The organism is Streptomyces sp. HUAS YS2 (assembly GCF_033343995.1).
GTDB classification, from domain to species: Bacteria; Actinomycetota; Actinomycetes; order Streptomycetales; family Streptomycetaceae; genus Streptomyces; species Streptomyces solicathayae.
Genome location: NZ_CP137573.1, coordinates 6,752,705 through 6,765,069 on the forward strand (window position 1 = coordinate 6,752,705; position 12,365 = coordinate 6,765,069).

At 73.5% G+C, this 12,365-nt stretch carries 15 protein-coding genes; 8 read left to right on the forward strand and 7 right to left on the reverse strand.

Annotated elements, in window-relative coordinates; all coding sequences use genetic code 11:
- Positions 1-200 precede the first annotated feature (200 nt).
- Entirely contained in the window at positions 201-980 is a 780-nt protein-coding gene (locus R2D22_RS31275) for a CPBP family intramembrane glutamic endopeptidase (protein ID WP_318108281.1), read from the forward strand.
- Positions 981-1,085: 105 nt separating this feature from the next.
- Here the strand turns inward: R2D22_RS31275 and R2D22_RS31280 are convergent, their stop codons facing one another.
- Positions 1,086-1,895 (reverse strand): PhzF family phenazine biosynthesis protein, encoded by an 810-nt coding sequence (locus tag R2D22_RS31280; RefSeq protein WP_318108282.1) that lies wholly within the window; start codon positions 1,893-1,895, stop codon positions 1,086-1,088.
- A gap of 161 nt (positions 1,896-2,056) precedes the next feature.
- Between R2D22_RS31280 and R2D22_RS31285 the strand changes: the two genes are divergently transcribed.
- Entirely contained in the window at positions 2,057-2,692 is a 636-nt protein-coding gene (locus R2D22_RS31285; RefSeq protein WP_318108283.1) for a PadR family transcriptional regulator, read from the forward strand.
- Between the two features lie 107 nt (positions 2,693-2,799).
- On the opposite strand, the gene R2D22_RS31290 is transcribed toward R2D22_RS31285, so the two are convergent.
- Positions 2,800-3,228, reverse strand: a complete 429-nt coding sequence (locus R2D22_RS31290; RefSeq protein WP_318108285.1) for a type II toxin-antitoxin system Rv0910 family toxin — start codon at positions 3,226-3,228, stop codon at positions 2,800-2,802.
- 104 nt (positions 3,229-3,332) lie between these two features.
- Entirely contained in the window at positions 3,333-3,539 is a 207-nt protein-coding gene (locus tag R2D22_RS31295; protein WP_318108286.1) for a hypothetical protein, read from the reverse strand.
- A gap of 196 nt (positions 3,540-3,735) precedes the next feature.
- Between R2D22_RS31295 and R2D22_RS31300 the strand changes: the two genes are divergently transcribed.
- From R2D22_RS31300 to R2D22_RS31310, 3 genes are all read left to right on the forward strand, one after another.
- Positions 3,736-4,254, forward strand: a complete 519-nt coding sequence (locus R2D22_RS31300; RefSeq protein WP_318108287.1) for a Clp protease N-terminal domain-containing protein — start codon at positions 3,736-3,738, stop codon at positions 4,252-4,254.
- Positions 4,255-4,295: 41 nt separating this feature from the next.
- A complete protein-coding gene (locus R2D22_RS31305) occupies positions 4,296-5,291 on the forward strand; it encodes an EamA family transporter (protein WP_318108288.1) in 996 nt (331 codons plus the stop codon).
- A gap of 162 nt (positions 5,292-5,453) precedes the next feature.
- Positions 5,454-6,473: a DMT family transporter gene (locus R2D22_RS31310; protein WP_318108289.1), complete on the forward strand. Its 1,020-nt coding sequence runs from the start codon at positions 5,454-5,456 to the stop codon at positions 6,471-6,473.
- Here R2D22_RS31310 and R2D22_RS31315 read toward each other — a convergent pair.
- Positions 6,460-7,116, reverse strand: a complete 657-nt coding sequence (locus R2D22_RS31315) for a pyridoxamine 5'-phosphate oxidase family protein (RefSeq protein WP_318108290.1) — start codon at positions 7,114-7,116, stop codon at positions 6,460-6,462. The genes R2D22_RS31310 and R2D22_RS31315 overlap by 14 nt on opposite strands.
- Positions 7,117-7,151: 35 nt before the next feature.
- Between R2D22_RS31315 and R2D22_RS31320 the strand changes: the two genes are divergently transcribed.
- Positions 7,152-8,483: an aminotransferase class I/II-fold pyridoxal phosphate-dependent enzyme gene (locus R2D22_RS31320; protein ID WP_318108292.1), complete on the forward strand. Its 1,332-nt coding sequence runs from the start codon at positions 7,152-7,154 to the stop codon at positions 8,481-8,483.
- Positions 8,484-8,544: 61 nt separating this feature from the next.
- On the opposite strand, the gene R2D22_RS31325 is transcribed toward R2D22_RS31320, so the two are convergent.
- A complete protein-coding gene (locus tag R2D22_RS31325; RefSeq protein ID WP_318108293.1) occupies positions 8,545-9,555 on the reverse strand; it encodes a DMT family transporter in 1,011 nt (336 codons plus the stop codon).
- Between the two features lie 74 nt (positions 9,556-9,629).
- Between R2D22_RS31325 and R2D22_RS31330 the strand changes: the two genes are divergently transcribed.
- Positions 9,630-10,535 (forward strand): LysR family transcriptional regulator, encoded by a 906-nt coding sequence (locus tag R2D22_RS31330; RefSeq protein ID WP_318108295.1) that lies wholly within the window; start codon positions 9,630-9,632, stop codon positions 10,533-10,535.
- 36 nt (positions 10,536-10,571) lie between these two features.
- Here R2D22_RS31330 and R2D22_RS31335 read toward each other — a convergent pair whose 3' ends face one another.
- A complete protein-coding gene (locus tag R2D22_RS31335; RefSeq protein WP_318108297.1) occupies positions 10,572-11,039 on the reverse strand; it encodes a pyridoxamine 5'-phosphate oxidase family protein in 468 nt (155 codons plus the stop codon).
- A gap of 114 nt (positions 11,040-11,153) precedes the next feature.
- Here R2D22_RS31335 and R2D22_RS31340 point away from each other — a divergent pair, with 114 nt between their 5' ends.
- Positions 11,154-11,807: a cysteine hydrolase family protein gene (locus tag R2D22_RS31340; RefSeq protein WP_318108299.1), complete on the forward strand. Its 654-nt coding sequence runs from the start codon at positions 11,154-11,156 to the stop codon at positions 11,805-11,807.
- On the opposite strand, the gene R2D22_RS31345 is transcribed toward R2D22_RS31340, so the two are convergent.
- Positions 11,794-12,255: a Rieske (2Fe-2S) protein gene (locus R2D22_RS31345; RefSeq protein ID WP_318108301.1), complete on the reverse strand. Its 462-nt coding sequence runs from the start codon at positions 12,253-12,255 to the stop codon at positions 11,794-11,796. The genes R2D22_RS31340 and R2D22_RS31345 overlap by 14 nt on opposite strands.
- Positions 12,256-12,365: the final 110 nt, after the last annotated feature.

Here is a 12,365-nt window from a genome sequence, read left to right on the forward strand (position 1 = left end):
TGGAACCCTCCTTGAACCTTGAGCCTTGAATCCTGAACAAGGCCGAGCAGGCGAAAGGGGACCTCGCCGTCGGATTGACGCGGGTCCCCGGCCTGTCGCGCGCGGTCTTCGGAATTGCATTCGAGACCCTAGCGGGACGGAATGGGGCCCGAGGGGTGAATGGCGAACTGGAGGCAGGTGTGCAGACAGAGTCGGGTGCGGTGGCCGATTCTCTTCCCCCGGAGGGGTTCTCGCGGAAGATCCTGCGGTCCGAGACCTTGCTGGTCCTCGCGCTCTCGCTGGGTGCGAGCGGTGTGTCGGCGCTGATCAGCTTCATCGGCTCGGTGACCAAGCCGGGTGGTCTGAAGGACCAGGCCGCGACGCTCAACGGCTCGTACGCTCCGGGGCGGCCGTGGCTGGATCTGGCCTGGCAGCTCTTCGGCATCGCGAGCGCCCTGGTGCCCGTCGCGCTGGTGGCGCATCTGCTCATGCGCGAAGGCACCGGGATGCGGGCGATCGGCTTCGACCGCACACGGCCGTGGCAGGACCTGGGGCGCGGCACCCTGGTGGCGGCCGGCATCGGGAGTGCCGGGCTCGCCTTCTATCTGGTGGCGCGCACGGCCGGGTTCAACCTGACGGTGGTGCCGGAGGCGCTCCCCGACGTGTGGTGGAAGTACCCGGTGCTGATCCTCTCGGCGGTGCAGAACGCCGTCCTGGAAGAGGTCATCGTGGTCGGCTATCTGCTGCGCAGACTGGGCCAGTTGGGGTGGACGCCGGTGGCGGCGCTCGCGGCGAGTTCGGTGCTGCGCGGCTCGTACCACCTGTACCAGGGGATCGGCGGCTTCATCGGCAACATGGTGATGGGCGTGGTGTTCGTGCTGCTCTACCGCAGGTGGGGCCGGGTGGGGCCGCTGGTGGCGGCGCATGCCCTGCTCGACATCGTCGCCTTCGTCGGTTACGGGCTGCTGGCAGGGAAGGTGGACTGGCTGCCGACCGTGTGACCGGGCGGGAGCGGAGAAGGGGCGTACGGCAACGGCCGTACGCCCCTTCTCCGTTTCCCGGCGTCACCCGTTTCCCGGTGCCACCGGCGTCCCGGCGTCCCCGGTTCAGACGTTCAGGTCGCCCTCGATCACCGACACCGCGTGCCCGTTGAGCAGCGTGCGGTCTCCGCGGAGCCGGGTGCGGACGATGCCGGTGCGGGCGCCGCCCTGCCGTCCGGTGAGGTCCTCGCGCCCGAACCGGGCCGACCAGAAGGGGGCGAGGGCGGTGTGCGCGCTGCCGGTGACCGGGTCCTCGTCGATGCCCACGCCCGGGAAGAAGCCGCGCGAGACGAAGTCGTAGCCACGCTCGGGCCGTTCGGCGGGCGCCGTGACGATGACGCCGCGGTCGGAGAGGTCCTTCAGCGCCGCGTGGTCCGGGGTGAGCCCCCGTACGGTCTCCTCGTCCTCCAGCTCGACGACGAGGTCGCCGATGTGCGCGGAGGTGTCGTGCACCGAGACCACGTCGGCACCGAGGGCCTCGGTGAGCCGGTCGGGCACCGGGACCGGCTTCAGGTCCGAGGTGGGGAAGTCCATGGTGATCGTCCCGTCGGCCTCGGCGGTCGCCCCGAGGATGCCGCAGCGTGCCGCGAACCGCAGGGTCCCCTCGGCGAGGCCGGCCGCGTTGATGACGTGCGCGGTGGCGAGCGTGGCGTGGCCGCACATGTCGACCTCGGTGGTCGGCGTGAACCAGCGCAGCGCCCAGTCGGCCTCGCCGCCGGCGGGCAGCGGGTGGGCGAAGGCGGTCTCGGAGAGGTTCACCTCCGCGGCGACCTTCTGCAGCCAGTGGTCGTCCGGGAACGCGTCGAGGAGCAGGACCCCGGCCGGGTTGCCGGCGAAGGGGCGGTCGGTGAAGGCGTCGACGATTCGGATGCGCATGGACGCGACGCTACGTGGTCGGCGAAGCCGCAGGCCAAGGCCAATCCGGGATGTCTGGACCGGGACCGCGCGGCCGACTGCTCGGCGGGCTGTTGTCAAACGAAGTATTCCGATATATCGTTGAAGCATCGCGACAGATCAACGATGGAAGGAGCGTAGCGATGCGTTCACAGGGACACGACCACGAGTACGGCCGCGGACACGGACACTGCGGCCCCGGCCATCGGGGACGGGGCGAGTTCTCCCGCGGCGACTTCGAAGGGCGGCGCGCGGCCTTCGGTCCGTTCGGACCGGGCTTCGGCGGCCCGTACGGGGGTCCGTTCGGCGGTGGCCGCGGACGCGGCGGCGGCCGGGGCAGGGCGCGGCGCGGTGATGTGCGCGCCTCGATCCTGGCGCTGCTCAAGGACCGCCCGATGCACGGTTACGAGATGATCCAGGAGATCGGCGAGCGCAGCGGCGGGGCCTGGAAGCCCAGCCCGGGCTCGGTCTATCCGACCCTCCAGCTCCTGGAGGACGAGGGCCTGATCGCCAGTGCCAGCGAGGGCGGCAAGAAGCTGTTCACGCTCACCGACGCCGGCCGCACCGAGGCCGAGTCGGGTGCGGACGCCCCCTGGGAGGAGGCCGGGCGCGGCGTCGACTGGGACGCCGTGAACGAGATCCGGCAGGCCGGCTTCGGCCTGATGGAGGCGTTCGGGCAGGTCTGGAAGACGGGCGACGCCGAGCAGCGGACGAAGGCCGTCGAGGTCATCAACGAGGCCCGGAAGAAGCTCTACCTCATCCTGGCCGACGAGCACTGAGTCGAGGGCTTCGTATCCGGCGCCGACAAGAACTCGTAGCCGACGCCAATAGAAGAGGAAGGGGCCCCGCGGTGATCCGCCGCGGGGCCCCTCGTCTCTTGCGCGTCTCAGGTCACCAGGCCCGCCAGCTTCCGCAGCGACTCGTTGAGCGCCGCCGTCGCCGAGTCCTTGAGCTTGCCCGCCATCAGGGAGACCGCGGCGCCCGTGAACTCGCCGTCGATGCGGACGGTGGTGGCGGCGCCGTCAGCTGCCAGCGCGTAACGCGTGCCGACGTTGACGCCCATCGGACCCTTGCCCCTGATGGCCAGTACGCGCGTGGTCTCCAGCTCCTCGACCGTCCAGGTCACCTCGGCCGGGAAGCCCATCAGCTTCATGTTCTCCACGAAGGTGGCGCCCGTCTCCAGGGTGTCGGGGCCTCCGTTCGGGAAGCTGGTGTGGGTGGCGTTCCACTCGCCGTACGCGGTGAAGTCGGTCAGCTGCGCCCAGACCTTCTCGGCCGGCGCCTCGATCCGTGCCTCCGCGCTCACTTCGGCCATGCGACCACCCCTTCTCGTCGGGCTTCCGGTGTCGCGGAACGTAGCGGCGCGGGCGTGAACATTCAATACTGATGAACCGTCAGTTCGTGCTGGGGGTCAGGGAGTCAGCTTCGTACGGCCAGTTCCCCGGTGCCGCCGACCCAGCGGATCTCCGCCGCGTCGAACCAGTCGGAGGCGCGCGGTCCGCCGCCCTCCTCGTGGCAGTGGAAGGCGGCCCAGAAAAGATCGGCGGGCAGCGCCTCGCGCGGTGCGTACACGCGGTAGACGTACTGCCGTCCGTCCAGGGCGACGAGAGCGACCATCCAGAACATACCTCTAGGACGAATCCGGACGGGGCCATGGTTGCGCAGGGGGCGCAGGGCAAGGCGGCGCGCTCCACCTGTCCGGATTCCGCACAATCTCATCCGCAGGGAGGAGGGGCCGGTCGTCCGTGCCCAACTCCAGTGGGATGCGCACATGCTTCTCGCCGGGGATGTTCCGGCCGCCGGGGAATGGTGGAGTGGAAGGGTGCACCATCCCGTCCCACGGATACCCGCCCAGCCCGCGCCGCACCGTGTCGAGACCGAGGCCCGACTCACCCTCGAACTGGCCACGGTCGTCTCCGGGGCGCGCCGCCGAGCCCTGCGGGACGGGGACCGCCAGGTCGACACCGCCCATCTGCTGCACTCCCTCGTCGAGTCCGACCCCGCGGTCCGCGCCGCCTTCGAGGGCGGGGCGCAGCTCGCCCGGGTGCTCGGCTACCTCGTGCAGCGGAGCATCGGGTACGGGCTGCGCTGGCGGGCCTCCGCCGAGGCCGCGAGCAGGCCGGTCGCCGGGCCGGGCGGCTGGTCGCCCGCCGCGGCGGCCGCCATGGAGGGCGCCCTCGAGCGGGCCGCGCTGCGCGGCGAGGACCGCGCCACCGGACTCGACGTGCTCGCCGTCGTCGCCTCCGACCCCGACTGCCGGGCCTTCGAGGTCCTGCTGCGCGCGGGGGTCGAACCCGACGCCCTGACCGCCCGGATCGCCGAGCTGTCTCAACAGGTGTAACGGGGGTTACGCCCCTGACGGCGCCCTGTCATGATGGCCCGATGCACGCGTCTCAGGGGAGAAGCGCCGGCCTGGGACTCGCCCTGGCCTCGGCCTTCGCATTCGGTGGTTCAGGAGTGGCGGCCAAGCCGCTGATCGAGGCGGGCCTCGACCCGCTGCACGTGGTGTGGCTCCGGGTGGCCGGCGCCGCCCTCGTCATGCTGCCGGTGGCCTGGCGCCACCGCGACCTGCTGCGCCGCAAGCCCGCTCTCCTCGCCGGCTTCGGCCTGCTCGCCGTCGCCGGCGTCCAGGCCTGCTACTTCGCCGCGATCTCGCGCATCCCGGTCGGTGTCGCACTGCTCATCGAGTACCTGGCCCCGGCGCTCGTCCTCGGCTGGGTGCGGTTCGTCCAGCGCCGCCCGGTGACCCGGGCCGCGGCGCTCGGCGTGATCCTCGCCGTCGGCGGCCTCGCCTGCGTGGTGCAGGTCTGGTCCGGGCTGAGCTTCGACCTCCTCGGTCTCCTTCTCGCCCTGGCCGCCGCCTGCTGCCAGGTCGGCTACTTCGTCCTGTCCGACCAGGGCAGCGACGAGGCCGAGCCCGCCGATCCGCTCGGCATCATCGCGTACGGACTGCTGATCGGCGCGCTCGTCCTCACCGTCGTGGCCCGCCCGTGGGGCATGGACTGGGCGGTCCTCGGCGGCGCCGCCGACATGAACGGCTCCGAGGTCCCGGCCTGGCTGCTGCTCGGCTGGATCGTGCTGATCGCGACCGTCGTCGCGTACGTCACCGGCGTCGTCTCGGTCCGCCGGCTGTCGCCGCAGGTGGCCGGCGTGGTCGCCTGTCTGGAGGCGGTGATCGCGACCGTGCTCGCCTGGGTGCTGCTCGGTGAGCACCTGGACGCGCCGCAGATCATCGGCGGCGCGGTGGTGCTGGTCGGCGCGTTCATCGCGCAGTCCTCCACGCCGAAGGCGGCGTCCCCGGAGCCGGTGGCCGGCTCCGGACCGGCCGCCCGCGCGGCCGAGCAGCCCGAGTTGTCCGCCGGCCGGACCGCCTCGTAAGGTGCTGATCATGCATTCGACCGTGCTTCCGCCTCCCGCCGCCTAGGCGCGGGCGGCCCCCTCCCGACGAAGACCGGACCGGCGGCCGACGCCCCGGGCGGTTCGTCGCTGCCCGCGTGCGGAGTCGAGCGGCCAACCCATCTGTCTTCACACGGAGAACACGTGTCGAACCATTCCTCTCACTCGTCCGCGCCCGCGACCGCGTCCTCGGACGCCCCCGCGGTCGGGCGGAGCCTTGTCTACCTCGTCGTCGCCGGAATCGCCTGGGGCACGGCCGGTGCCGCCGCGTCCCTGGTGTTCCGGGCCAGCGACCTCGGCCCCCTCGCGCTCTCCTTCTGGCGGTGCGTCGGCGGGCTCGTCCTGCTGCTGCCCGCCGTCCTGCTCCGGCGCGGGCGGTCCCGCGGCGCGGGGCCGGCGGTGGCCGAGCCGCACGCCCGGCGGCTGGTGCGGATCCTCGGTACGGGCATCGGCCTGACCGTCTTCCAGAGCGCGTACTTCGCGGCGGTCGAGACGACCGGCCTCGCCGTGGGCACCGTCGTCACCCTCGGCGCGGGCCCCGTCCTCATCGCGGTCGGCGCCCGGGTCCTGATGGGCGAACGGCTCGGCCGCGGCGGCACGCTGGCGGTCGCCGGCGCGCTCGCCGGCCTCGCCGTGCTCGTTCTCGGCGGCGGCGGGGCGGAGGTACGCACGCTGGGCATCGCCCTCGCGGTGCTGTCCGCCGCCGGGTACGCGGCGATCACCCTGCTCACCCGGTGGCTGGGGCGGGACGGCGGCGGGGCGGACTCGCTGTCCACGACCGCCTGGTCCTTCGCCGTCGGCTCGGTCGGGCTGCTGCCCATGGCGGCCTTCGAGGGGCTGCTCCCGCAGACCGGCCGGCCGGTCGAGGTGCTCGCGCTCCTGGTCTACGTCGCGGCGGTGCCGACGGCACTCGCGTACGCGCTCTACTTCGCCGGGGCGGCCGTCGTCCGGGCGGCGACGGTCTCCGTGATCATGCTCCTGGAGCCGGTGAGCGCCGCGCTGATCGCGGTCACGCTGCTGGGCGAGCGGCTCACGGCCGCGACCGTGGCCGGCACGCTCCTGCTGCTGACCGCGGTCACCGGCCTCGCCGCGGCCGAGGCGCGCACGGCGGCGGCCCGCCGCCGCGAGGCCGCTCCGCGCGAGACCGTCCTCACAGCACCGTGAGGTAGTCCGGCACGGCGACGGCCGGGTCGAGGCCGTCGGCCGGGACGGGGGCGCCGTAACGGGTGGCCACCGGGACCACGCCCGTCCAGTGCGGCAGGTCCAGGTCCTCCGGCTCGTCGTTCGGGCCGCCGGCGCGGACCTTCGCGGAGACCTCGTCGAGGTCGAGGCGGAGCACCGCGGTGGCGGCCAGCTCCTTGGCGTTCGCGGGCCGGGAGTCGTAAGAGCGGCCGGGGACGACCTGGTCGACCAGCGCGTCCAGGGCCTCGCGCAACTCGTCGGGGTCGGTCACCTGGTGGGCGGTGCCGTGCACCACGACCGAGCGGTAGTTGATCGAGTGGTGGAAGGCGGACCGGGCCAGGACCAGGCCGTCGACGTGGGTGACGGTCAGGCAGACAGCGAGCCCGGGGTCGGCCATGCGGGCCGGCCGGGAGCCGGTGGAGCCGTGCACGTACAGCCGCTCGCCGATCCGTCCGTACAGCGTCGGCAGCACGACGGGCGCGCCGTCGCGGACGAAGCCGAGGTGGCAGACGTACGCCTCGTCGAGTATCGAGTGGACCAGCTCGCGGTCGTACGAGGCGCGGCGGCGGTTGCGGCTCGGGACGGTGCGCTCGGTCGGCTCGTACGCGGTGCTGTTCTCCGGCATTGCGCTCTCCATTGCACTAGTGCATAATCTGCTTTGTGCTAGGAGAGTATCGGATCGAAGGTCGTCGTGCGTCGGAGATTGCCGCCAGCGTGGAGCGCGGGGTCGGCTCGGGCGAGCTTCAGCCGGGGCAACTGCTGCCGCCCATGCGGGAGTTGGCGACGCATCTGGGCGTCAACCCGAACACCGTCGCGGCCGCGTACCGGACGCTGCGCGAACGCGGGGTGATCGAGACCGCCGGGCGGCGGGGCAGCCGGGTGCGGCCGAAGCCCGCGACCACGGCCCGCGGCTCCATCCGGGTGGAGGCCCCGCCCGGCGTCCGCGACGTCAGCAAGGGCAACCCGGAGGTGTCGTTGCTGCCCCCGCTCGGCGAGGCCTTCGCGGCGGCGGCGCGCCGCAACGCCGAGCGGCCGGTGATGTACGGGGAGCCGCCGGTGGACGAGGAGTTCGCACGGGTGGCGCGGGCGGCGATGGACGCCGACGGCGTCCCCGCCGGGCCGGTCGCCGCCACCTCCGGATCGCTGGACGCCATCGAGCGCGTGCTCGCCGCGCACCTGAAGCCGGGCGACGCGGTCGTCGTCGAGGATCCGGGCTGGGGCGGGCTGCTCGACCTCGTGCCCGCGCTCGGGCTGCGGCCCGCGCCGGTGCCGGTCGACGACGAGGGGCCGCTGCCCGACGAGGTCGCCCGCGCGCTGCGCGCGGGCGCGCGGGCCGTGGTCGTGACCGACCGTGCGCAGAACCCGACCGGCGCGGCGGTGACCGCCGCCCGCGCCGCCGAACTGCGCGCAGTGCTCGCCGCGCACCCCGCGACGCTGCTCGTCGAGGACGACCACGGCCACGGCATCGTCGACCTGCCGTTCCACCCGCTGGCCGGCGGCACCGACCACTGGGCGCTGGTGCGTTCGGCCGCCAAGGCGTACGGGCCCGATCTGCGCGTCGCAGCGCTGACCGGCGACCCGGTGACCCTCGACCGGGTGATGGGCCGTCAGCGGCTCGGCCCGGGCTGGGTCAGCAAGATGCTCCAGCGCGCCGTCGCCCACCTGTGGACGAGCGACGCGCTGGACGGGGCGGCGGTGGCCCGCTGGTACGCGGAGCGGCGCGACGGGCTCGTCGCGGGGCTGGCCGCGCGGGGCGTTGCGGCGCACGGCGTCAGCGGCATGAACGTCTGGGTGCCGGTCGCCGACGAGACCGGCGCGGTCACCAGTCTGCTCGCCGCGGGCTGGGCCGTGGCCCCGGGCGCCCGCTTCCGCATGGCGACGGGCCCGGCGATCCGGGTGACGGTGTCCGGCCTGGCCCTCACCGAACTCGAACCGCTCGCCGACGCGATCGCGTCGGCCGCGGGCCCGGCGCCGGCCCGCGCGTACGGCTGAGGCGGGGGCGCCGGCCCGCGCGTACGGCCGGCGCGGGAGCGCGAGGTCTGCCGGTGCCCGCCTACCGGTGGGCGTTCGCCTCGGCCGGGGCCTGGTGGGGCGGGGTCTCGGGGCCGCCGGTCGCCACGGGCCGCTTCGTGGTGCGGGGCGCCGGGCCGCGGGTCTGGGTGAGGGCGGCGCCCGCGAGGACGATCACCGCGCCGACCGGGGTGTTCCAGGACAGCGACTCGCCGAGGAGCGCCACGCCCGCCGCCGTCGCGATGACGGGGATGAAGTACGTGACCATCGCCGCCGTCGTCGGGCCGACCTCGGCGACCACGCCGTACTGGAGGAGCATCGCGTACCCGGTGCCCAGCGCGCCGAGGGCGATCACGGACAGCAGCGGGAGGACCTCCACCGAGCTGGGGACCGTGGTGAACAGCGGCGTGACGACGGCCAGCTGCAGCGTCGCGAGGCCGACCTGGGCGCCCGCCAGCGACAGGTTCGAGGCCTCGTTGCCGGCCAGCGTGCGGCGCACGTAGATCCAGCCGACCGCGTAGCTGAAGGACGCGAGCAGCGCCATCGCCGTGCCGGTGACGTCCAGGCCGGAGAAGCCCTGCCAGGCGCCGAGCACGGTCAGCACGCCCATGAACCCGATGCCCAGGCCCGCCGCGCGCAGCCGGGTCGGGCGGTCCTCGGAGAGCGCGACCAGGGAGAGCAGCATCCCCCACAGCGGGGTGGTGGCGTTGCAGATGCCCGCGAGCGTCGACGGGATGGTCAGCTCGGAGTACGCGAACAGCGAGAACGGCAGCGCGTTCAGCAGGAACGCCGCCACCATGAGATGCCCCCACGTGCGCAGGCCGCGCGGCAGCCGCTCGCGCTTGACCGCCATGGCGACGGCGAGCACCGCCGTACCGAACAGCAGACGGCCGAAGGTCACCTGGAAGGGCGCGAAGCTCTCGTTGCCCACCTTGATGAACACGAAGCTGAAGCCCCAGATCAGGGCCAGAACGCCGAAGCGGACGCGCCAGTCGACTGAGCGGCGGGCGGGGGAGGGGGTCGGCAGGGTCCCGGAGCGGGAGGCGGCGGTCATGACGTCAAGAGTGGCCCGCGGTACCTCGTAGGACAAGCGAGATTTCCTGCGCGCTTTCTCGTAGCATCGCTTACATGTTGAACCTGGAGCGCCTGCGCACCCTCGACGCCCTCGCCCGGCACGGCTCGGTCAGCGGCGCGGCGGACGGGCTGCACGTGACCACCTCCGCCGTCTCGCAGCAGCTGTCCAAGCTGGAGCGCGAGGTCGGCCAGCAGCTGCTGGCCAAGAACGGCCGCGGCGTGCGGCTCACGGACGCCGGACAGCTCCTCGCCGAGCACGCCGCGAGGATCCTGTCGCAGGTCGAGATGGCTCAGGCCGACATCGAGGCGCAGCGCGGCCGGGTGGTCGGGGAGGTGCGCATCGCCGCCTTCCCGACGGCCGCCCGCGGACTGTTCCCCGCCGCCCTGCGCGCACTGCGCGCCGACCACCCCGAACTGCGGGCACGCACCAGCGAACTGGAGCCCGAGCGCGGCATCCGGGAGGTGCTGCGCGGGGACGCGGACCTCGCGATCGTGCTGGACTGGAGCAACAAGCGGATGCCGGTGCCCGGTGGCCTGGCCCGCGCCCATCTGCTCGACGACTCCGCCGACGTGGCGCTGCCCGCGGACCACCCGCTCGCCGACCGGACCGAGGTCGACCTCGTCGACTTCTGCGAGGACGACTGGGTGTCCTGGCCCGAGGGCGAGTTCTGCCACGACTGGCTGATGTTCACCCTGCGCTCCCAGGGCATCGAGCCGCACATCGCCCACCTGGCGGGCGAACACCACACCCAGCTCGCCCTGATCGCGGCCGGGCTGGGTGTCTGCGTGACGCCGCGACTCGGCCGCGGTCCGGTGCCGGAGGGCGTGGTGCTCGTGCCCGTACGGCAGCGGATGCGCCGGCACATCTACGCGGTGTGGCGGACGGACGCCGACCGGCGGCCGTCGATCCGCGCGGCGGTCGAGGCGCTCCGGGGGGCGGGCCGGCTGGCGGAGGACTGACGGGGCGGGGGCCGACGGGTACGGCCGCCCCATCGGTCAGAGATCGGCCAGCTTGCGGAAGTCCCAGGACGCGATCGCGTCCGGCGTCAGCCGCAGCCACGCGTGCCGGCCGTCGTGCGGCATCTCGTCGAGGCCGAAGTTCTTCCGCGCGAACAGCCGCTCCGGCACGTCGAGTTCGGGGCAGGGCTCACCCGTGCGCGGGGCCTCGCCGACGAAGTCGGCGGTGCCCGACAGCTCGACGCCGCGCAGTTCCCCGTACTCCTCGCCGGAATCGACGACCACCGCGATCCGCGGGTCGCGCCGGAGCTCCGCCCAGCGGCGGCTGCGGGTGATCGAGTACAGCCACAGCGAGGTGCCGTCCCAGGCGAACCAGAGGGCGCTGACGTGCGGACGGCCGTCGGCCGAGACGGTCGCGACCCGGCAGGTGCGCTGCTCGGCGAGGAAGGCGTCCCGCTCGGCCGAGGTCATCATGATCCTGCGTCCGCGGCGCTGTGCGACGGTCATCTGCCGCCCCTCCTCGTAGTTCTGACGGAATGTCAGAAAGATGATGGACGCTCTTCCGCCCGGACGCAATGGTGGCTAGCCTCGCGCGCCCAGGACGTGGAGAAGGGGGAAGCCATGGCGCAGTCGTCCGCACGGCTCGCGGAACAGCTGGATCCGGCCATCACCGTGCTGCTCACCGTCGAATGCCAGCAGGGTGTGGTCGGGCGGGAGAGCGCGCTGCCCGAACTCGCCGCGGCCGCCCGCGCGTCGGGCGCGCTGAGCAACATCGCCCGGCTGGTCGCCGCCGCGCACGAGTCCGGCGTGCAGGTGATGCACGCGGTCGCCGAGCGGCGGCCGGACGGCCGCGGCGCGAACAGCAATGCCCGGCTGTTCCGGGCCGCCTCCCGGCTGCCGGTGCAGCAGCACAGCGGCAGCGCCGCGGTACGGATCGCCGAACCGATCGAGGTCGCCGACGAGGACCTGGTCGTGCGCCGGCTGCACGGGCTCTCCCCGGTGGCGGGCACCGACGTCGACGCGCTGCTGCGCAACCTGGGCTGCCGGACCCTGATCGTCAGCGGTGTCTCCGCGAACGTGGCCATCCCCAACGCCGTCTTCGACGCGGTCAATCTCGGCTACACGGTCGTCGTGCCGGGGGATGCCGTCGCGGGGGTGCCGGCCGAATACACCCCCGCGATGATCCGCCACACCCTCGCCCTCGTCTCCACGGTGACCACCACCGACGAGGTGCTCGGCTGCTGGAAGCGACCCCGGAGCGTCACGCGAGGGTGATCGAGTCCCCGTCGACCTTGATGGCGGCCGGCGGCAGCGGCCGGGTCGCGGGGCCCTGCTTCACGCTGCCGTCGGCGGCGGAGAACGCGCTGCCGTGACAGGGGCAGGTGATCGTGCCGTCGGTGACGTCCTTGACCGCGCAGCCCGAGTGGGTGCACGAGGACGAGAAGGCCTTGAACTCGCCCGCGGTCGGCTGCGTGACCACCACGCCCCGGTCGGCGAACACCTTGCCGCCGCCCTGCGGGATGTCTCCGGTCTTGGCCAGCACCGCGCCGGAACCCGCCCCGCCGCCGGAGGCCGTGCCGCCGCCCGACGCGGAACCGCCGGTGCCGCCGGCGCCGGGGGAGTCCGCGCCGGCGTCCCCCGTACTGCCGCATCCGGCCAGCACTCCGATCAGCCCGGCCCCGCCCGCCGCCGCGACCACCGTCCGCCGTGCCACTGCGCTCATCTGCCGCTCCCCTTGATCCGGATCGATGCCTTCAGTGAGCAGTACGCACCATCAGCGCCCGGCGTTCAAGAGGCGGGGCCCCGAGACGTCATGCCCCCGACCCGGGAGGA

Coding starts and splice junctions, on each gene's coding strand:
- R2D22_RS31280 (WP_318108282.1), bottom strand. CDS start 1,895: ATGCGCATCCGAATCGTCGACGCCTTCACCGACCGCCCCTTCGCCGGC.
- R2D22_RS31285 (WP_318108283.1), top strand. CDS start 2,057: ATGCGTTCACAGGGACACGACCACGAGTACGGCCGCGGACACGGACAC.
- R2D22_RS31290 (WP_318108285.1), bottom strand. CDS start 3,228: ATGGCCGAAGTGAGCGCGGAGGCACGGATCGAGGCGCCGGCCGAGAAG.
- R2D22_RS31295 (WP_318108286.1), bottom strand. CDS start 3,539: ATGTTCTGGATGGTCGCTCTCGTCGCCCTGGACGGACGGCAGTACGTC.
- R2D22_RS31305 (WP_318108288.1), top strand. CDS start 4,296: ATGCACGCGTCTCAGGGGAGAAGCGCCGGCCTGGGACTCGCCCTGGCC.
- R2D22_RS31315 (WP_318108290.1), bottom strand. CDS start 7,116: ATGCCGGAGAACAGCACCGCGTACGAGCCGACCGAGCGCACCGTCCCG.
- R2D22_RS31325 (WP_318108293.1), bottom strand. CDS start 9,555: ATGACCGCCGCCTCCCGCTCCGGGACCCTGCCGACCCCCTCCCCCGCC.
- R2D22_RS31330 (WP_318108295.1), top strand. CDS start 9,630: ATGTTGAACCTGGAGCGCCTGCGCACCCTCGACGCCCTCGCCCGGCAC.
- R2D22_RS31335 (WP_318108297.1), bottom strand. CDS start 11,039: ATGACCGTCGCACAGCGCCGCGGACGCAGGATCATGATGACCTCGGCC.
- R2D22_RS31340 (WP_318108299.1), top strand. CDS start 11,154: ATGGCGCAGTCGTCCGCACGGCTCGCGGAACAGCTGGATCCGGCCATC.
- R2D22_RS31345 (WP_318108301.1), bottom strand. CDS start 12,255: ATGAGCGCAGTGGCACGGCGGACGGTGGTCGCGGCGGCGGGCGGGGCC.